At 66.6% G+C, this 19,146-nt stretch carries 18 protein-coding genes; 7 read left to right on the plus strand and 11 right to left on the minus strand.

The annotated features are described in order from the left end of the window. Positions 1-13: 13 nt before the first annotated feature. The 3 genes from AAGA11_01975 to AAGA11_01985 all read left to right on the plus strand — a co-directional run bounded on the left by AAGA11_01975 (position 14) and on the right by AAGA11_01985 (position 3,225). A complete protein-coding gene (locus AAGA11_01975; GenBank protein MEM9601606.1) occupies positions 14-1,288 on the plus strand; it encodes a GNAT family N-acetyltransferase in 1,275 nt (424 codons plus the stop codon). Positions 1,289-1,360: 72 nt separating this feature from the next. Then, positions 1,361-2,209: a neutral zinc metallopeptidase gene (locus AAGA11_01980; GenBank protein ID MEM9601607.1), complete on the plus strand. Its 849-nt coding sequence runs from the start codon at positions 1,361-1,363 to the stop codon at positions 2,207-2,209. Positions 2,210-2,226: 17 nt separating this feature from the next. Beyond that, positions 2,227-3,225 (plus strand): glycosyltransferase, encoded by a 999-nt coding sequence (locus AAGA11_01985; protein MEM9601608.1) that lies wholly within the window; start codon positions 2,227-2,229, stop codon positions 3,223-3,225. 28 nt (positions 3,226-3,253) lie between these two features. Here AAGA11_01985 and AAGA11_01990 read toward each other — a convergent pair whose 3' ends face one another. From AAGA11_01990 to AAGA11_02000, 3 genes are all read right to left on the minus strand, one after another. After that, complete coding sequence (locus tag AAGA11_01990) at positions 3,254-3,985, minus strand: hypothetical protein (protein ID MEM9601609.1); 732 nt, start codon at positions 3,983-3,985, stop codon at positions 3,254-3,256. Between the two features lie 438 nt (positions 3,986-4,423). Further along, positions 4,424-5,635, minus strand: a complete 1,212-nt coding sequence (gene nhaA, locus AAGA11_01995) for a Na+/H+ antiporter NhaA (GenBank protein MEM9601610.1) — start codon at positions 5,633-5,635, stop codon at positions 4,424-4,426. Positions 5,636-5,760: 125 nt separating this feature from the next. Then, a complete protein-coding gene (locus AAGA11_02000) occupies positions 5,761-6,672 on the minus strand; it encodes a LysR family transcriptional regulator (protein MEM9601611.1) in 912 nt (303 codons plus the stop codon). Positions 6,673-6,773: 101 nt separating this feature from the next. Between AAGA11_02000 and AAGA11_02005 the strand changes: the two genes are divergently transcribed. From AAGA11_02005 to AAGA11_02015, 3 genes are all read left to right on the plus strand, one after another. Then, positions 6,774-7,064: a putative quinol monooxygenase gene (locus AAGA11_02005; protein MEM9601612.1), complete on the plus strand. Its 291-nt coding sequence runs from the start codon at positions 6,774-6,776 to the stop codon at positions 7,062-7,064. Positions 7,065-7,272: 208 nt separating this feature from the next. Then, the gene (locus AAGA11_02010) at positions 7,273-7,647 is read left to right on the plus strand and encodes a response regulator (GenBank protein ID MEM9601613.1); all 375 of its coding nucleotides are present in this window, start codon (positions 7,273-7,275) and stop codon (positions 7,645-7,647) included. A 12-nt stretch (positions 7,648-7,659) separates the two neighbouring features. Then, positions 7,660-8,496, plus strand: a complete 837-nt coding sequence (locus tag AAGA11_02015) for a hypothetical protein (GenBank protein ID MEM9601614.1) — start codon at positions 7,660-7,662, stop codon at positions 8,494-8,496. 35 nt (positions 8,497-8,531) lie between these two features. Here the strand turns inward: AAGA11_02015 and AAGA11_02020 are convergent, their stop codons facing one another. Both AAGA11_02020 and AAGA11_02025 read right to left on the minus strand, forming a co-directional pair. Continuing rightward, positions 8,532-12,014 carry a hypothetical protein gene (locus AAGA11_02020; protein MEM9601615.1) on the minus strand — a complete coding sequence of 1,161 codons (3,483 nt, stop codon included), beginning with the start codon at positions 12,012-12,014 and terminating at the stop codon, positions 8,532-8,534. A 52-nt stretch (positions 12,015-12,066) separates the two neighbouring features. Then, a complete protein-coding gene (locus tag AAGA11_02025) occupies positions 12,067-12,639 on the minus strand; it encodes a pilus assembly PilX N-terminal domain-containing protein (GenBank protein ID MEM9601616.1) in 573 nt (190 codons plus the stop codon). Between the two features lie 286 nt (positions 12,640-12,925). Between AAGA11_02025 and AAGA11_02030 the strand changes: the two genes are divergently transcribed. Beyond that, entirely contained in the window at positions 12,926-13,636 is a 711-nt protein-coding gene (locus tag AAGA11_02030; protein ID MEM9601617.1) for an FAD-dependent monooxygenase, read from the plus strand. 31 nt (positions 13,637-13,667) lie between these two features. Here AAGA11_02030 and AAGA11_02035 read toward each other — a convergent pair whose 3' ends face one another. From AAGA11_02035 to AAGA11_02060, 6 genes are all read right to left on the minus strand, one after another. Next, positions 13,668-14,447 carry a ferredoxin--NADP reductase gene (locus tag AAGA11_02035; protein MEM9601618.1) on the minus strand — a complete coding sequence of 260 codons (780 nt, stop codon included), beginning with the start codon at positions 14,445-14,447 and terminating at the stop codon, positions 13,668-13,670. Positions 14,448-14,463: 16 nt separating this feature from the next. Next, positions 14,464-15,459, minus strand: coding sequence for a siroheme synthase (locus AAGA11_02040; protein MEM9601619.1), 996 nt, complete (start codon positions 15,457-15,459; stop codon positions 14,464-14,466). A 7-nt stretch (positions 15,460-15,466) separates the two neighbouring features. Continuing rightward, positions 15,467-15,820, minus strand: a complete 354-nt coding sequence (locus tag AAGA11_02045; GenBank protein MEM9601620.1) for a hypothetical protein — start codon at positions 15,818-15,820, stop codon at positions 15,467-15,469. Positions 15,821-15,920: 100 nt separating this feature from the next. After that, the gene (locus tag AAGA11_02050; protein MEM9601621.1) at positions 15,921-16,859 is read right to left on the minus strand and encodes a LysR family transcriptional regulator; all 939 of its coding nucleotides are present in this window, start codon (positions 16,857-16,859) and stop codon (positions 15,921-15,923) included. 440 nt (positions 16,860-17,299) lie between these two features. Next, positions 17,300-18,223, minus strand: coding sequence for a DMT family transporter (locus AAGA11_02055; protein ID MEM9601622.1), 924 nt, complete (start codon positions 18,221-18,223; stop codon positions 17,300-17,302). A 103-nt stretch (positions 18,224-18,326) separates the two neighbouring features. Next, positions 18,327-19,085: an SPOR domain-containing protein gene (locus tag AAGA11_02060; protein ID MEM9601623.1), complete on the minus strand. Its 759-nt coding sequence runs from the start codon at positions 19,083-19,085 to the stop codon at positions 18,327-18,329. Between the last annotated feature and the right edge of the window lie 61 nt (positions 19,086-19,146).

Below are 19,146 nucleotides of genomic sequence, written 5' to 3' on the forward strand. Positions count from 1 at the left end.
GATGCGATTCGCAATGAGCAACCCTGTCCCCTACGACTGCCACAGCGGTGCGATTCGGGTGTTTCAGCCCAACGCCGACGAGCAGCTCACCACCATCCACGCCGTGCGTGCAGCCTTTGGCATGCTCGGTGAGGTCACACTCGATCGCGAACACCTCAGACCCGATGAACGGCGCCTCTCGGTCGCCGACGGGGACACGATCATCGGCGGCTGTTTTTCCTACCCCTACCGCATGAGTCTGCCGGGCGGTGGCGACGTGCCCGCAGCCGGGCTCGGCGGCGTGGGCATTTCACCGGTCGCACAGGGCAGAGGCGGTTTTCGGCCGCTGCTCGAAGGCCACCTCAAGCAAAGTGCGGCCCTCGGCGACGCCGCGTCGCTCTTGATGGCGTCCGAGTCCGGGCTCTACCGTCGCTTCGGTTACGGCCAGGCGACCGAGATGGCCGTCTGGCAGCTCGACACTCGGGATTTCGCGCTGCGCGATCCGGCGTCGGCAGCCGAGGGCCAGCTGGTGCTGCTCGACGACGTCGCCGACACCGCGAGGCGGCTCGCACCCGTCCACGACGCGGCCTGCAGACGCCGCGGGGGTGATGTGTTCCGGAGCGCGGACTGGTGGTCGATGATTGTCGGCGCCGCCGAGCGCAGCTGGTTCGGTGGTGGGCCCCAGTTTGTCGCAGGCTGGCAAAGCGCACGCGGCGATCTCGACGCCTACGCCCTCTACGTGCTCGAGGACGTGGCCGACGACGCCGGTGAGCCGGGTACGCCAGCCAACCGCCTGAGGCTGCGCGAGCTGGTCGCCACCTCGGTGGCAGCCGAAGTCGCGTTGTTTGCGGCGCTCTGTCGCATCAGTTGGGTGCGTGAGCTGCGCTGGGAGCTGGCGCCGGTCGACCCGCCGGTCCGCCACCTGATGACCGAGCCGCGCGAGTTCCGCCAGGTGCGTCGGCTGGACATGTCGTGGGTGCGCCCGCTCGACGTCATCGCGCTGCTCGAGGGGCGCCGCTACCTGTCGGACGGCGACATCCAGTTCGACTACAGCGACCCGCTGTTGGCACCGCAATCGGGCGGCTACCGCCTCAGCGTGGTCGACGGTGCCGGCACGGTGACACGGGTTGCGCCCGGCCCGGATGCGGTCGTGCTCGCGCCGGAGACGCTGGCGATGACGGTCTTCGGCGGCACGCGTGTCGCCGAGCTCGCCGACGCCGGCCAGCTGCACGGTCCGGTGCCCGCGGTTGCGGTCCTGGACCGCCTGTTACTGACCGACCGCGCGCCGTTCAACCTGACGAAGTTCTGACGGGGCTGTGCCCGGTCCCGGGGACCTGCGTACACTGGGCACCCACCACACCGCAGCCCAGGGGGTAACAGGATGCGTTGGCGAGGCAGACGCCGGAGCGGCAACATCGAAGACCGTCGAGGCCAGCGCACGGGCGGGCGTGTCGGACGCCGTGCGGGCATGGGGGGCGGTATGACGATCATCGCCCTGATCGCCGCGCTGATTTTCGGGTTCGACCCGAGCGCGCTGCTGGGTGTGCTCGGCGGTGGCAGCGCTCCGGTGCAACAAACGCGTGCGCCCACCTCGGACCAGGACGCCGAGGTGGTCGAGTTTCTGAGTGTGGTGCTCGCCGACACCGAGCAGGTCTGGGGCGACATGTTCCAGCGAGCGGGCTTGCAATACAAGACGCCAAAGCTGGTGCTCTACAACGACGCAACACCGACTGCCTGTGGCACGGGGCAGGCCGCCGCGGGGCCCTTTTATTGCCCGGGTGATCACAAGCTCTACCTCGACCTGAGTTTTCTGGCTGAATTGCAACGCATGGGCGCCGAGGGGGATTTCGCGCTGGCCTACGTCATCGCCCACGAGGTGGGCCACCACATCCAGACCCTCGAAGGCACGGCCGCCCGCGTGCAGCGTGCCCGGCAGCGGATGAGCCAGGTCGACGGCAACCGCGTACAGGTGGCGATGGAGCTGCAGGCGGATTGCTACGCCGGTGTCTGGGCGCACCATGCCCACACGGATCGCCAACTGCTCGAGCCGGGTGACATCGAAGAGGGCATGGCGGCCGCGGCTGCGGTGGGCGACGACACACTGCAGCGCAAGGCGGGTCGGCGCGTGGTGCCCGAAGCCTTCACGCACGGCACCTCGGCGCAACGCACCGAATGGCTGATCCGCGGCCTGCGCAGCGGCGACGTGCGCGACTGCGACACCTTTTCCTGACGCCCACCGGCGCGCGCGTGACCGCACCCACGGTGTCGGTGTTGATGCCGGTGCGCAATGGCGGCCTGTGGTTGCACGAGGCCGTCGCGAGTGTGTGCGCGCAGACCCGAACCGACTGGGAGCTCGTGCTGGTCGATGACCACTCCACCGACTCCGCCCTGGTCGGGTTGCCTGCGGATCGGCGGCTTCGCGTGATCGGCAACGCCGGGCGCGGCCTGGTGTCGGCGCTCAACACCGGCCTCACGGCCTGCCGCGCCCCCTTTGTCGCGCGCCTCGACGCCGACGACCGCATGCACCCCGAGCGCCTTGCGCACCAGCTCGCCGTGTTTGCTGCGGACCCGTCGCTGACGGTGGTCGCCAGTCGGGTGCGGGCGTTTTCCGCGTCGGCTGCCGTGCCCGACGGCATGCGCCGCTACCTCGCCTGGCAGAACCGTCTCGTGACGCACACGGACATTGTCGACAACGTCTACGTCGAGGCGCCGGTGGTGCACCCGAGCGTGATGCTGCGCACCGCTGCCGTGCGTGCACTCGGTGGTTACCGCGAAGGCCCGTGGGCCGAAGATTTCGACCTCTGGTTGCGTGCCCGCGCCGCAGGCTGGCGGTTTCGCAAGCTGCGATGCACCTTGACCGACTGGCGCGACCACAGTGCGCGGCTGACCCGCACCGACGCCCGCTGTGCCCGTGACCGCTACATCGACGCGCGTGCGCACCACCTGGCGCTCAGCGAGGTGCGGGGTCGTGACGTGGCCATTTGCGGTGGCGGCAAGCACGCGGTGCGTTTGTGCCGCGCCCTGCGCGCGCACGGCGTCACCGTCAGCCGCTTCCACGACATCGCGGCGCGCCGGGTCGGTGGCCTGCGCCAGGGGGTACCTGTATTGCCGCTGTCGGCGCTGGTACCCACACGCGGGACGCTGGTGCTCGGGTGCGTTGCGCGGCCGCCGGCGCGTCGGGCGCTGCGCACGGCACTTGACGCCCTGGCTCTGCGCATCGGCGTTGACTACCTGATGGCCGCGTGAGGCCGGGGCGTGTGCCCCGACCCCGGGGTCAGTCGCCGCTGGTTGTCGTCAACACGAGCAGGGCATTGCCTTGCTGCAGGGTGGTCGTGCGGTCCCGCAGTGCGGAGGCTGGCCCGAAGCTTTCGAAATCCGCGCCCATCGCAGCCTGCGTTGTGGCGGGGAAGGTGAAGGCGCCGTCGTCGGTGAGTTCGCAGGTGACTGACACGATGGTGCCGTTGATGAAATCGAAGCTGCTGACGTCGAGGCTGATGTAGGTGTCAGGCGTGGTGCCGGGCACCCAGGTGAAGACGCTGGTCGGCGTCACCGGGCCGAGCGGGGCGGTCAGTGAGAAGGTTTCCACGGTGGGCAGGGCCACGTTGGCAAAGGCCGGAAACACGTCACCCGGTATGGACGCCGACAGATCGGCTGGCATCGGCCCCGGGGCGGTCTCGGGTTCCGGGGTGTACGCTGTGAGACCGAACAGGCTGCCGCGCACCAGCCGGGTGAGCTCGGCGCCGGCGGATCGAATCGGGATGGCGTCGCCCGCGCTCACGGTGGACAGATCGATGTCGCCAGGCAGATCGAAATCCGGCAGATCATCGTCGGGATCCGGTGCGCCGAGTTGGGTCACGTCGACCTCGCAAACGTCCAGTGTCGGCGCCAGATTCGCCTGGATGAGCGCTGCAGGGAGGCCCTGCGAAATCTGAAAAAACACGGCAGCGGCTTCGAGTGTGTTGCTCGTGGTGAATTCATCCACGGAAATGGCGCCGATCAGGGTCACGTCGCCCGTGCTTGTGCCCCCGCTGTCGCCCGTGCTTCCGGTGCCCCCGCTGTCGCCTGTGCTTCCGGTGCCCCCGGTGGAGTCGGTACTCCCGGTGGAGCCGGTGCCGGTGCCGGCGTCCGCGCTGCCGCTCGTGCTGCCCGTCCCCGTTCCGGTGGCTGTGTCATTGCTGCTGCCCCCGCCCCCGCCACCACACGCGGTCAGGCCCATTGCGCCAATTGCCAAAGCCAAGTAGGTCACTTTCAACACGATCGTCTCTCCTTGCACTGCGTTACAACCCGGCATCGCCCGCCCATCGGGTTCGATGCTGCACCCCGATACTATGTTCGGAGGGGTGGCCAATGCAAAGCCCATTCGGGCTGGGCACCGAGAAAAACGCAAAGCTATTTGCACCGATACAAATGAAATCGATGCCGTGCTAGCGCGAGTGGGTGTGCGTCAGTGGGTCGCCTTGGAAGCAGATTCGGCGTGCGCCGGCAGTGACGCCCTCAGTACCACGAAGGCGAGGGCAGCCGACACCACCGAGCCGGCAAGAATGCCAAGCCGGTCACCAATGAAGTAGGTGCCGCTGCCGTGTTCGAAGGCGAGACCGGCAATGAAGAGGCTCATGGTGAAACCGATGCCGCAGGCACAGGACACGCCGAGCAGCATCGGCCAGGTGACGCCGGCCGGCCGTTTGGCCATGCCGATCAGCACCGCGACACCGACAAACAGCAGGATGCCCACCGGTTTACCGACCACCAGGCCGGCCACGACACCGAAGGTCACCGGGTGCAGCAAGTCGGCGGTGCCGACGAGCGAGAGCCCGGCGTTGGCAAAGGCGAAGATCGGCAGGATGGCGAACGCAACCGGGCCGTGCAGGTCGTGCTCGAGTCGCAACAACGGCGAGTCGCCGTTGGGGTCGCGCATCGGAATGCAGAACGCGATCAACACACCGGCGAGTGTCGCGTGCACACCGCTCTTGAGCACGGCAGCCCAGAGCACGATGCCGAGCAGGATGTAGCTCGAGGTGCGTGTCACCCCGAGCCGGTTCATGGTGACAGCGAGCGCCAGCGCGCCGCCGCCGACCAACATCGGGGTCAACGATAGGCTGTCCGAGTAGAACACCGCGATGATGGCGATGGCGGCGAGGTCGTCGAATATCGCCACCGACAACAGGAACACCTTCAAGGTGATTGGCACCCTCGAACCGAACACGCTGAGCAGGGCGAGCGCAAAGGCGATGTCGGTGGCCACCGGAATCGCCCAGCCGTCCATCGCCACCGCGTCGCCGCGGTTGAAGGCCCAGTAGATCAGCGCCGGCACGACCATGCCGCCGAGTGCGCCCATGGCCGGCAGCACGATCTGTGACGGTGATGACAGCTCGCCCTCGAGGAACTCGCGTTTGACCTCGAGCCCGATCAGAAAGAAGAACACCGCCATCAGGCCGTCGTTGACCCACAGCAGCAGCGGCTTGTCGATTGACAACGCGCCGATCTGCACGGCGACTGTGGTGTCGATCAGCGCGTCGTAAAGCGGGGCCATCGGGGAGTTGGCGATGACCAGGGCTGCAAGTGCCGTGATCAGCAGCAGGGTGCCACCGGCGGACTCGAGTTTGATGAAGTTGCGCAGCGCGCCGACCAATTGCTGTCCGCGGGGTTGAGTGCTCATGGTCCTGTCAGGGGTTGCGGTGTAAGAAGCCGTGTTGTGGTTCAATCCCGTTTGAGCGGCGCCCGTCTCGGGAGTTCCGGTGTGCGCCGTGTGCTTGCACTGGACATGGTTGAGTCACCAACCAATCAACGTGGCATCGCGTGGCCTGACAGATTGCCCGACAGGTTGTCGGCGACAAAGTTGGCGAAGGCACGGACACGCTGTGGCTGGCGTCGACCCGGGGGAAAGAGCATCTGCAGTGGCGTGGCGTGTGAGCGGTGTGTGCTGAACAGCCGCACCAATCGACCGGCGTCGAGGTCGTCGCCCACATCGAGTGCCGACTTCAATGCAATCCCGTCACCGTTCAGGCACCAGGTGCGCACCAGGTCGCCGTCGTTGGACACGCGGTGGCCGCGCACCAGCACGCTCTCGCGGGCATCCGCATCGCCGAACCACCACCGGTTGTCGAGCAGATCACCGAAGCGCATGACGAGGCAGTCGTGCGTAGCGAGCTCGCTTGGACGGAGCGGCACCCCGCGTCGTGCAAGATAGCTCGGTGCGGCACAGACGACCCGATCGCCGTGCCAGAGCTGCCGAACGCGCAGCGCGCTGTCGGCGAGCTCGCCGTAGCGCAGGGCCAGGTCGAAGCCCGCACCGACCAGGTCGACGTAGCCGTCGGAGAGGTGCAGTTCGATGTGCACTTGGGGGTGCGTGGCCTGGAAGCGGTCGACAAGCGTGGCTACCCAGCGTCGACCGAGGTCGCTTGGCGCAGTGATGCGCAAGGGCCCCGAGAGCGTGTCGGCGCCGTGGCGAATGCGGGCGTCGAGTGCGTCGGCGTCTTCGAGCAGGGGCTCGAGCCCGGCCAGCAGGGTGCGTCCGGCCTCGGTCAGTTGCAGGGACCGTGTGGTCCGGTTCAGCAGCGTGACGCCGAAGCGACCTTCGAGTTTGACCAGGCGCTCCGACACGGTGGTGGTCGAGAGGCCGCTCTCGCGTGCGGCGGCCGCCAGGCTGCCGTGGACCACGATGTGGCGGAACAGCCGCAGATCGTTGAGGTTCATTGTCCGTATTATACGGATAAATACTTTACTAATACACGGTTTATCCGTCTGAACGGCCCAACTATGCTGCGCCCACGTTCACTCAACCCAGGAACCGACCCGTGGCCAAACTGACCATCACCGGCAACGTCGTTGCCCACCCCGAGCACATTGACACCGTCAAGGCCGAGCTCGAGAAGCTTGTGCCGATCACGCGCGCCGAGGCCGGCTGCGTCCAGTACGACCTGCACCAGGACAACGAAAACCCGGCTTTTTTTCTCTTCTACGAGAACTGGGACAGCCGCGACCTCTGGCAGGCCCACATGCAAGCCGAGCACCTGAGCGCCTACCTCGCTGCCACCGAGGGCATGGTGGAGAAGTTCTGGATCCACGAACTCACCCACATCGCCTGATCCCGACGCGCAGCTGACGGCCGTGCGTTCCGGCTACGCACGCCGCGGTGTCTGCCGCAAGCGGCTCCACTGTGTTGGCACGCTCGCGATGACTGTCAGGCCGTTCCGCCTCGATCAAGTGTCGGAGGCCGCTGCCGTAACGTCGCCGTACGAACAGCGTGCGCCCTTTTGGTGCGCGCACACCTGAACGGACGTGGGGGGAGACACGGTGAGCGGACCACTGAAAGTCTTGCTGGTCGACGATTCAATGTCGATGCGCATGCTGGCCAAGAACATCGTCAGCGAACTGGGTCACGATGTGATCGGCGAAGCCAGCGACGGCAAAGACGCAGTGCAGCAGTACCTCGAACTGCAACCCGACGTCGTGTTGCTCGACCTGGTCATGCCCGAGTACGACGGACGGGCTGCACTCAACAAGATCATGAGCATCGACGACAACGCGCAGGTGGTCATCTGCAGTTCGCTCGGCTCCGAACAGGACGTCGAGACCTGCCTTCGCAACGGCGCCCGCTCCTACTTGCAGAAACCGCTCGAAGCCAGCACCGTCGGTGCAACGCTGTCGACGTTGTCCGCACTGAATTGAGCGGGGACGGACATGGGCGCTAAGTTTTTTGGGCAATTCCTGTTGGAAAAGGCCTTGATCTCCAAGTCTCAGCTCTTGCTTGCACTCGATGTACAACGCGAGTGCAACCCGACCATCGGCGCCCTGGCCGTTGATCAGGGCTACCTTACCGAGTACCAGGCGCACCAGATCAACATTGATCAGCAACGCTTTGACAAGCGTTTCGGCGACCTGGCGGTGGAGAAGGGCTTTCTGAATCGCGGTCAGGTCGACAAACTGTTCTCCCTGCAATCATCGCGGCGTCGCTACTTTGGCGAGATCCTCGTCGAGCAGGGTGTGCTCGACAGTGACACCGTCAAACGCGAACTCGCCCTGCACGCCGAAGAAAACGCGGTCGTGGTCGATTCCTACAACGCGACCATCGAAGCGCACGTGCACGCGGCGCTGGTGCGGCAGTCGGTCGACACCCTGACCCGCCTGTTTTTGCGGGTACTCAAGGCGAACGTGCAGGTGTCTCAGGTGGTGTCGGCGCTGCCCGAGTCGAACGAACGCACGGTCTGGCATCAGCAGTACCACATGCCAAGCCCGGTGCGAATCGGCTGGACCATGAACCGCGATGTTGCCGCAACGGTCTCCACCGCGTTCCTCGGCACCGACCTCAGTGACAACGACGCGGTCCGCAACGACTCGGTGGCCGAGTTCCTCAACATCGTATTGGGTCACATTGCCGCCGGGTACGCGACACAATCCGAGTTGTCGCACCTCGATCCGCCCGTGTTTCAGGACGCCGTGGCATTCAACGCCAACGCGGACAGCCTCTTCATCGACATGTCGTCGACTTTCGGGGATTTCACTCTGCTGGTCTCCTGATACCAGGGCGGCGGCGTCACGCCGTCGCCGAACCGTCAGCGTTGAAACCAGTAGCTCTCGTACACCTTCGGGTTCTCGTCGCCGGGTTGCACGTTCGGGTCGGCCGGGTAGCATTCGAAACCGACACACACCGACAGGTTGCCCTCGGGGTCGCGGTGCCCGACCGCGTCTGGCGGTATGCCCGCGCCTTTGAGTGGAATCTCGCGATCGTCGGTGTCGAGCGTGCCGTTCAGGTTGTAGTCGTGCACCGGTTGCGCATCGTACAACGCCATGCGGTACAGACTGCCCTGGCCGATGTTGTGTTGACAGGGGTTGCTGCTCGACGGAATCGTGTAGACCGGGTAGTTGATGATCCCCTCGGCAATCACCGGGCGCGAGATGGCTTTGCGGTCCGGCGGCAAGTCGATGTACCAGCCGTTGGCAGCCCGGAGGTCCTCGTATTCCTGCGCAAGCAAGGTCTGGTTTGTGAGGCTGCCGATGGTGTTGGCAGTCGCGTTGTAGAGGTCACCGGCGTCGAAAGGGGTGGTTTGAGGCACGCCCAGCGTGTTGGTGTCCTTGATCATGAACAGTCGGTTGGTGTTGGGTGACAAGGTGGGGTTCATGCGGTCGCCGCTGCCCACCACCAGCGCAGCCCACACCGCACCCTTATCCTGCACCATCACCGCTTGCACCTGTTTGTAGGCGCGTCGGCGCTCGCCGTCAGCATCCCGGCCGAGGGCGGCGCCGCGCCACCCGTCCACCGAACTGCTCGATCGCCGCACAAAGTGGTCTTCGATGTCGAAGCGCCACACCTGGGCCCCGAGATCGACCGCGTAGAGCCGATCGGCAAAGCCGTCGTTGTTGGTGTCGAGTGTGCTCGGCTCGGCGACGAAAGCGAAGTCCATGTTGGTGAAGCTGTCGTCCGAGAACGCGGGGCTCCCGCTGGCGTAGCCCGACCAGGCAATCGAGCCGTCGTCGGTGCGCAGGATGGCGATACCGCGGCCCATGGTGTGGCCGGTGTAGCTGAACTCCGCGTTGGGGTCGTAGCCCATCGAGAAGGCCATGAAGTTCTGCGCCGTCGAGGTGTTTCGCATGCGGAACGGCACCGGCTTGGACAGTGCGTGACCGAGTTCGCTCCAGCGCGAGTTCAGCCCGCTGTGCTTCTTGGCGATTTCAATGATCTGAGGCGAGGTGCGGTTGTTGGCCTCGGTCACGTCGAAGGAGTAGACCACGCGACCCCCGAGTCCGTAGGACAGGTAAAGCACGGCGCTGTCGCCAGCGGCCCTGCTGATCGTGCCGTCGCGGTTGCGGTCAATGATGTGGGCCGAGAGGTTGCCGTCGATCCCCCACCACCGGTTCTTGCCGGTGTTCTGGTTGTCGTACTGGGTGACGAAGTGCGGCAGCGACTCGCTCGGCGCGATCGCGAATATCTCATCGCCCGTGACGCCGTCGAAGCCGTGCAGGTAGCCGTCGCTGGTGGCGGTGAAGACCACGAGGTCCGGGTTGGCCTCGGTGCCACCGTACTGGATCACGATTGGCTGGTTGCGCACCATCGCACCGATCTGGCCGCGGCCATCGCTGGTGCTGCCGTCGCCGTCAGCGTCGAGCAGGTCCACACCCTTGGCGTAGTCGAGGATCCGTTCGCGTTCGGCGTTTGAGCGTTCGAACGCCCCGAGCCCGGCGTTGACCGGCGGGTTGGTGAACTCCAGCGCGTGCATCCAGGAACTGAGATTGGCTTCGAGGTCGGTGGTGCGGCTGTAGAGGTGGCGTGTGTTCGGTGCCTTGGCCGCCAGGCGCTCGCGCGCGCCGCCCTTGAGGATGTCGTTGCCGTCGTTGCTCGACGACCAGTAGCTGCGGGCGCTGGCGAGGATGCTGCCGTCAGCGGTCAGGATCTCCGGGTTGTTCACCTCGTCGGAGTCCGTCAGGTAGGGGCGCAAGCCGTCGTAGTGGATGCGGTATTTCTTCAGGTTGCCTTTCCACTGAAAGCGCGAGGTGGGCTCGTACTGTGCGATGAACACTTCGCTTCGGTGGGAGAGCCGGCTGAACTGGTCGGAGCTCGTCACCAGCGAACTGGCAACCGACTGGTTGCGGGTGAGGTTCGAGAGCAGTTCCATCAGGTCGCGCTCGAGCTGAATTGCGTTCTGTGCGGTGTAGTAGCGCGTCCCGGCCGCCTCGGCGGTGCGTTCGAGCAATTCGAAATCGATCTGGATGCCAACGGGGTGCACCTTGACCACCTGGCCGTCGGGCACGCCGTCGTTGTCGTCATCGAGCACGTTGGCGAGGCCCGGTGCGACGTCGACATTCGCCATGTAGCGCGCGAGGTCGTCGAGGCAGCTGTTGCTCGAGTCACGGTTGTTGCCCGAGAAACACGAGCCCGTCACACCGGTCTCGGCGTCGAAGTTGGGCAGGGTCTGAATCAGCGCTTGGTTGCTGTCACTCCACGGCACACCGTCGGTCAGCATGATCACGTGGTTGCGTTGGCATTCGTGCGTCACGGGTGTGTGGTAGACATTGCTCGTGCTGTAGGCGCGCGGCACGCTCTGGCCGAAGGGCGGCAGGCCGAAATGCACCGGGTCACCGCGGAAATAGCGGTAGATCTCGTAGAGGCCCTCGGCCAGCGGTGTCGCACCGCCGGCGTTTATTTCATTGATCGTGTTCTCGTAGACGTGACGCCAACCGGCGTCGCTGATGTCCGAGACCTCGAAGTTGATCGACGCACCCTCGTTGCCGTTCATGCTGGCGATGCCCGCGTTCATCATCGGGAACCGCTGGCCGAGCTCCTTGATGATCTGGCGCATCACCTCGATGCGTGTGAGGTTTGGTCCGGACGGCGGGGCAAGCTTGTAGTTTATGTAGTTGCCACGCATCACCGTGGCCCAGCCGACCGGGTCCCAGTCGATCTGTGCGGACTGGTTGGTGGTCCACGGGCTGGTCTTGCTCGGGCTGGCGAAGGCGTTGAAGGTGGTGCCGTTCTCGCCATGGCCCCAGCCGGTGGTGAAGTTCTGGTCTTCGAAGCATTCGAGCAGGTGCGGTGACGCGGTGTTCCAGGTGCCGTTGGCGAGCGGCAGCCACACGTCCTCGGCAGTGGTGTTGCCGGGCACCGGGTTCGGCAGTCGCGCAACAAAGCGGGCGGTGTAGAAACCCCAGTTGCGGTTGAAGATGTGCGACCGGCCGGTCTCGCAATGGAGGAAGCTCAGCGCACCGGAATGCACCGACGCCGTCGAGGTCGGGATGGTCCCGTCGAGTGAGTAGTACAGCGTGTTCGGATCGAAGGGCCCAGTGTAGGTGTTGGTGTTGTCGTACTGCGCGGGTGCGGCCATGCTCGCGCCCATGCTGCCCGAAGAGTCGAGGTAGAACACCACGTTCGGTTGCACGCCAACCGAACGGTCGAAGTAGATGTCCGTGTCAAGCGCCTGGGCGCCGGTGAGTGAGAGCAGGCTAAGCGCGAGCGTGTGTCCGATTCGCCTCAGTGCGCGTACCGGGCGCGTGGATGAACGGGCAGACAGGTGGGATGGGGCGTGTCGAGAGGGTGCGTTCATGCGGGGACTCGAGTGAGCCGGGCGGCGCCGTGGCCGCCGGGGGTGAGGGGGCTCAGTTGGAGGTGTAGAAGGTGCTCACGTCGCCGTCAGACACTTTCACGTAGGCGCTGCCGGTCACCGCGCGCTCGCCGCCACGGCCCGGGCCGTCGGCGCTGGTCGAGGTGATCTCGTAGAACACGCACTTGTCGGTGCCGGCCACCGAAACGTTCGAGATCGGGCAGGGCATGGGCGGGCCGAGCGGACGGACCTCGACCTCCGAGGTCCACCCGGAGGCGGCGTTCGGAAAGCTCAGGTTGCGCACATCGTTGACCGGGTCGGCACCGTTGACGAAGGGGTTGAGTTCGCTTTCGCGCATGGCTGGCGAGCGCAGCACGCGGCGTAAACCCGACTCGGCCGCCTCGAAACTCTCAAGCGCACTGGTCTCGTTTTGCGCGATGCGCATCTCGACGGTCGAGATGTTCGCGACCGAAAGGCCCGCGACGGTCAGGATCGTCAGCAACATCAACGCGATGATCAGCGTGATGCCGGACTGCCGACGGCGCGCTGCCGCGCGGGGCCGCGCGACCGCTGCGTTTGCTCTGCCGGTGTGGTGGGCGAAGTCTGTCGGGTCTGTCGTGCGCAGCATGGCGAAGTGCTCTCGTTGGGCGTCGTGTCACACCGCGGGACGCGTCAGGGGCCGTTGCAATGACGTAACGAAGCAAAAAATCGGCCTTTCCTGCACGCCTGGTCTGGCGTGCCGCGCGGCCTGGGCGAGCTGCTATGGTCGACCCCATGCAATGCGCCATCATCGGGGCCGGCATCGGCGGGCTCGCCACCGCCATCGCCCTTCAGCGTCAGGGCCACGACACCACCGTGTTCGAACGGGCCGTGCGGCTTGCGCCGGTGTGGCGTTCACGCTCACCGGCCGTCCCGTGCAGCGAGCCGACCTGCTGGTCGGCGCCGACGGCGTGCACTCGCGCGTGCGGTCCGCGCTGTTTCCGAGCAGTGCCTTGCGGTGTGCCGGGCAGCACTGCTGGCGGGGGGTCGCGCCCGTCCGTCTGGCTGCCACCTGGCGGTCACAGTTGACCGAGATGTGGGGGGACGGCGCGCGGATCGGCTTCGTCTCGATCGGGCCGGATCAGGTCTACTGGTACGCCACCGTGTCGGAGCCGGGCGCAGCGCAGTCGGGCACGCCGGCCAACGCCGACCTCGCTGCCCGCTTTGCCGGCTTCTCGGACCCGGTCGGTGAACTGCTGTCGGCAACGCCGCTCGGCGCGCGCATTGCCGGCCCGCTGCAGGACCTTGCGCGCCTGCCACGCTGGTCGGTCGGGCACGCGACCTTGCTCGGCGACGCCGCCCACGCGGCGACGCCGAACCTCGGCCAGGGGGGTGCACAGGCCATCGAGGACAGCCACGCGCTCGCCAGTGCCTTGCTCGGTGCCGAGCCGGTGCCGGTGGCACTGGAACGGTTCCGCGCCGTGCGGGCGGCGCGGGTCGACGCCGTGGTCAACCGGTCGTGGCGCCTCGGGCAGGCGTTGAACCTGCGCGGCACCCGGGCCTGTCGGCCCCGCAATGCCGCGCTGCGCCTTGGCGCGCGCGTGCTCGGTTCGCGCCCGACAGCGTCGCTCTACCGCTGGCCCTGAGGGTGCTGACGACCGCTCAGCGGTTCGCCTGTCACCGCTCGACGAAAGCGCGTTCGATCACGTAGTCGCCCGGCACGCCGGTCTTCGGGCTGATGGCGAAGCCGCGCGCGTCGAGCAGGCTGCCGAGATCCGCCAGCATGGCGGGGCTGCCGCAAAGCATGACCCGGTCGGTTTCGGGATTCAGATTGTGCAGCCCGATTTTCCCGGCGAGTGTGCCGTCCTCGATGGCATGCGTGAGCCGACCGGTGTTCTCGAACGGTTCGCGCGTCACCGTCGGGTAGTAGATCAGCTTGTCGCGTACGTGCTCGCCGAGAAACGCGTGGTTCGGCAAGGTGTCGGTCAGCCACTCGGCGTAGGCGAGTTCGCTGACCCATCGCACGCCGTGTACCAGCACGACCTTCTCGAAGCGCTCGTAGACGTCGGGGTCCTGCACGATGCTCAGGAAGGGCGCGAGGCCGGTGCCGGTTGCGAGCAGATAGAGGTGCTTGCCCGGGTTCAGATCGGTCACCACCAGGGTGCCTGTGGGCTTGCTGCCGATCAGCACGTCATCCCCCGGCTTCAGGTGCTGCAAGCGGCTGGTCAGGGCGCCATCGGGCACCTTGATGCTGAAGAATTCCAGGTGTTCGTCGTGGTTGGCGCTCGCGATGCTGTAGGCGCGCATCACCGGCTTGGCCTGTTCCGTTTGCAGACCGATCATGATGAATTCACCGTTGCGAAAGCGGAGGCTCAGCTCGCGCGTGGTGCGAAAGCTGAACAGTGTGTCGTTCCAGTGGCGAACGTCAAGGACCCGCTCGGTCGCGTACTTGGCCATCAATTTCAACTCGTGACTACGCCGCTTCCGTCTGCGGCAGATGCGACAGAACCCGCGGCTCTGCTGCGGGCAAGACCACGGTGTCCAGACCGGCGCTGCACCACGTCAGCGCGTCTGCAACGCGTGTCGAGAGAGCGTTATAGTGACGTATCAACACGACGCGCCGACCGGCGCGCACCCGCTCCGCGATCCAGTTGGCGTCGGCCGGGTGCGTCAGTTCCCGAACGTCCGCTTCCCGCCGGCACAGCTGCAGGATGTCGCGGTTCGCGTCGGGCTCGATCAACACCAGATCGCCGCGGGTCAGCGCGCGGTGCGCGGCAACCGTGATGCTGTCGACGTCACCGGGCAACACGCCCACCACACGCAAGTTGCCAGCGGCGGATACCGGGTCTTCCAAATGCGATTGTATCTCACTATCAGCCAGGTTGGGGTCTGTCAGCGCGAGATCGCCCACCGGGCCGTCGATGATCCTCTCCCAGAAGCGCCGACGGTCGCGCTCATCGTCGAGTGCGTCGCGGACCGGCTGGCGCCACCGTGCCAACCAGGTGGCAAAGCCCCCGAGACGCGGGTGCAGGGCGCGCTCCAGCAGGGCTTTGACGTGACGTGCCAACACCGGTGAGCGCCCGCCGGTCGAGACCGCGATGGTCACGGGCGCGCGGTCGACAATGGCCGGCAGCACGAAGCTACAGAGTGCGGGTTGGTCGGCGACGTTCACCGGCACCCCGCGCGCCGTGGCCGCCTCGAACACCGCGCGGTTGAGGGCGTCGTCATCGGTTGCGGCGATCACCAGCGCGACGCCGTCGAGGTGACTGGCAGTAAAGGGGCCGGCGTGGTGGGCCAGGCCGTGCGAGGCGATCAGCTTTTGCATGGCCGGGCCGGGCGCGTCGCAAAGTACCTCGACCTGCGGGCAGGCGTTCAGCACCAAGGTGGCCTTGCGTGAGGCCAGTTGGCTGCCGCCAACCACCAGGGCGCGGCGTGTCTTCAGCGCCATGAAAATGGGCATGTGATCCATCGGTGTCTCAGGCGTCTGGGCGCAGTTCGGTGAGTGTGTGCTGCAGCTCGTCGACGTCGGCGACGTTCGCCTTGGCGATCGCCGTGCCGAGGCGCTGGCCGATGCGCGCGCCGGCGCTCGAACGCCCACCGAGCGTGAGCGGGTACCGCGCCACGCCCTGCTTCTCGACGCCGAGCACGCAGGAGGGGATTGCGACGCGCATCATCGGCGCCTGGCGCTGCATGTAGAGCCCATTGCGCAGGCGCAGCTGCGTGAACTCGTCCTCGTCGAGCTGGCCGTCGAGAAACCGGGTCACCTGGCCGCGGAGCGGGTCGGCGCGCCGGTGCAGCAAGGCGCGCTCTTCGTGGGGGTACTGGTGCATCGCTCGTCCTACGCGGCGGGGACGACACCCTAGCCACCGGGTCGAACAGTGTGAAATACCGGTTGGTTCTATGCATATGCCGCGTCAGCGGCGGCGTGCATCACCGCACTGACGGGGCGGCCAGCGTGCTGCTGTGCGGATCGAGCTTGTCGATCAGGTAATCGATGAACGCCCGCGTCTTTGGCGGCAGGTACTTGGAGGCCGGGAACTGCAGGTAGGCCCAGCCCTGGTTGGTGCCGAGAAATTGCCAGTCGGGCAGCACCTGCACCAGCTCGCCGCGGTCGATCGCGTCGCGCACGGTGAAGTCGGGCAGGCAGGTGATGCCGAGGTTGCGCGCTGCACAGTCGAGGCGCACCTCGGTGTGGTTGACGCTGTAGCGGCTTCGCACTTGCACAGAGGCGTCGACGTTGTCGCGCACGAAGTGCCAGGTCGACTCGGTGGCGCTCTCGCCGCTGAAGATGCAGCGGTGCCCGGTGAGGTCGGCCGGCGATTCGGGGGTGCCGTGTTCAGCCAGGTAGGCCGGTGAGGCGCAGAGGAAGGGGTGCACCCGAGTCAGGCGGCGTGCCACCAGGCCCTCGATTGGCGCATCGGTGATCGAGATGATCAGGTCGAGCTGGTCGGCGATCGGGTCGAGCCGTTGATCCGAGATCATCAACTGGATGTCGACGTCGGGGAAGCGCTCGAGGAATTCCGGGATCAGCGGGTGCAGCACCTGCTTGCCGAAGGCCTTGGGCGAGCTCACGCGCAGCATCCCGGTCGGGATCAGGCTGGTGATCTCGGCGAGTTCGAGCACCTCGGTGGCCGAGGCGAGCATGCGCTGGCAGCGTTCAAAGGCCTGCGCGCCGAACTCCGTCAGGCGGAGGTTGCGGGTGTTGCGTTCAAGCAGTTTGGAGGACAGTGCGCGTTCGAGTCGCGACACCTGTCGACTGACCGCCGACGGCGTCATGCCGAGCGCGCGCGCCGCCGCCGAGAAGCTGCCGCTCTCGACCACGCGCACGAAGACCGACATGTCGGTCAGCAGTCCATTGATCCGGTTCATTCCCATGTGAACGTCTGGCCTGTCCTTTGGTGCCCGTCAACGGCCGTCCTGGCCCGGCGTGTGGCAACGCGTTGCCACGGTCTCTGATCAGGTATCCCCGGTGTGTCGCAGCGACCGTGCCATGCCCGCCCGCCAAGGCGGAGCCGAGTACGCAGCCGCGGGCCGCACGGCGGCGGAGCGGGGTGGGAATGACCGGATTCGTGAGTGTCTGGCGGGTCACCGTTTGCAGCGAAACAAAGTGCGAAATCACTGCGTTGGTCGTGAACCCGGGGGACAACACCGCGTGGGGGTGCTCACGGCTGAGAGCCAAGTGGGCTGGCGGGTGTCGCGTGGCCTAAGTGCGAAAGACCGATTTGCGCGCGGGCATGGTACCGATCCTGGCCAATGAAACCAACCGTGGAAGTACGCACGCGCCGCTACCAGGGGTGACGTCGAACGCGTCAGCGCGCCTCTGCGGCGCCCGGTGCCGTCGAGGCGACGAGCAGTCCCGCGACCGTGATCAGCGCCATGCCGAGTACGGTGGAGATGCTCGGCACCTCGGCGAACAGCGCCGCCCCCCAGAGTGCGGCCGAGACGAGATAGGCGTAATCGAAGGTTGCCAGTCGCTGGGGTGGTGCCGACTGGTAGGCGTACGCCACACCCGAGAAGTAGGCCGCCGCGAGCAGGCCGAGACCGGCGAGGATGGCCCAATTGGCGCCGCTGAGCGGTGCCCACCCGCCGGTCAGAAACGCGCTGCCGGGCGTCGAGCCGAGCGCGGACAGCAGTGGCGCGAGCCCCACCAGACCGATCACGCCGGCGAGCACGAAGGCGAGGTGCAGCGCCGTACCCATCGCGAGCGGGTGCTGGCCCTGGCAGTGCGCGCGCGTGGTGATCATTGCCACCGAATAGAGCGCCGCCGCGAGGAAGGGCAGCAACGCGGCCGCACTGACTGCGCCGGTGCCGGGCTTGATGATCACGAGCACGCCGACGAAGCCGATCACCACGCCGGCCGCCTGCCGGCCCGTGACCGGCTCGCGCAGCCAGACCGCGGCGAGCACGGTGGTGAGGATCGGGTTGGTGTAGACCGCGACCGCGGCCACCGACAGTTCGAGCCACGGAAGCGCAGCGTAGTAGGCGAGCCAGCACAACACCAACAGCACGCTGCGAGCCCACACCGCCGGTGCGCGCAGCGCGCGCCGCAGCGCAGCCATACGGGTGATCAACACCATCACCGGCAGCGCGCACAGCGAGCGGACGGTGAAGAGCTGCCAGATCGAGAGCTCGGCGCTGACGAACTTGACCATGGCGTCGGCGAAGGCCATTGCCGTGACCGAGGCCAGCAGCGTCCAGATGGCGCGCTGTGTCTGATCGCGGGGCTCGGGCATGCGGTGGGCAACTCGCGGGCGGGAGGCCCGACACTGGGGCGCAGGCGCTATCCGCACTTGCGCGCAGGCGACTGAAACGGTCAGGTGTGGGCCGGCGGTGCGCTCAGCGCGATTTGATGATCGACTCGATGCCGGCGCCGCTCAGTCGGGTGTTGGCGTCGCTGCGGGCGCTGCGGTCGTCGAAGGGGCCGAGTTTGACCCGGAACACCGTGTTGCCGCGGATCACGGCTGGCTCGATGTGCGCGCGCAGACCGAGCAGCGCCACTTCGGCACGGCGCCGTGAAGCGTCGTCTCGGCGGCTGAAGGCGCCGACCTGCAGCCACTCGCCGGGGGTGTTGGCCTGTGGGTCGGTCGGCACCGGTTCGACCGGCTGCGGTAGCTCGCGCGCCTGCACCAGCGCAGCAGGGGCCACCGGCTGCGCGTAGGTGATCACCGGCTGCTGCTGGATGATCACCGGCTGGGCCGGCTGGGTCACCGCGGCGGTGATCAGCGGTTCGGCGCGCCGGGCGGGCCGCTGGGCCGCGTGCTGCAGTGGCGCGCGGCCGACGCGAGCGGGTTGGCCCTGGATGTCCGGTGCAACGTAGACACTGAACTCGGGCAACACGTGGTAGAAATCGAAGTCGGGTTCCTGCGGCTCCGGCGGTTTGGGCTCCGCCTGGCGCGCGATCAGGGCGTCGATGGTGTCGCGCGGCTTCGGTGGTGTGAGGTACGACTTGCGCCACTGCACGTGGCTGCGCGTGTCGGTTTCAACCGGTGCGGAGCGTTCGAGCCGGTACATCAGGAACGCAAAGGACATGAGAAAGACCGACGCGGTCGTCAGGCCGACAATCTGAATGCCCGCTGAATTCTTGCTGCTCGCCATCTACCCGTGAACTGGCTGCAGGGCACACCCCGCAGCGACCGAACCGTGGAGCTAAAGCGTA

The organism is Pseudomonadota bacterium (assembly GCA_039196715.1).
Lineage (GTDB): Bacteria > Pseudomonadota > Gammaproteobacteria > CALCKW01 > CALCKW01 > CALCKW01.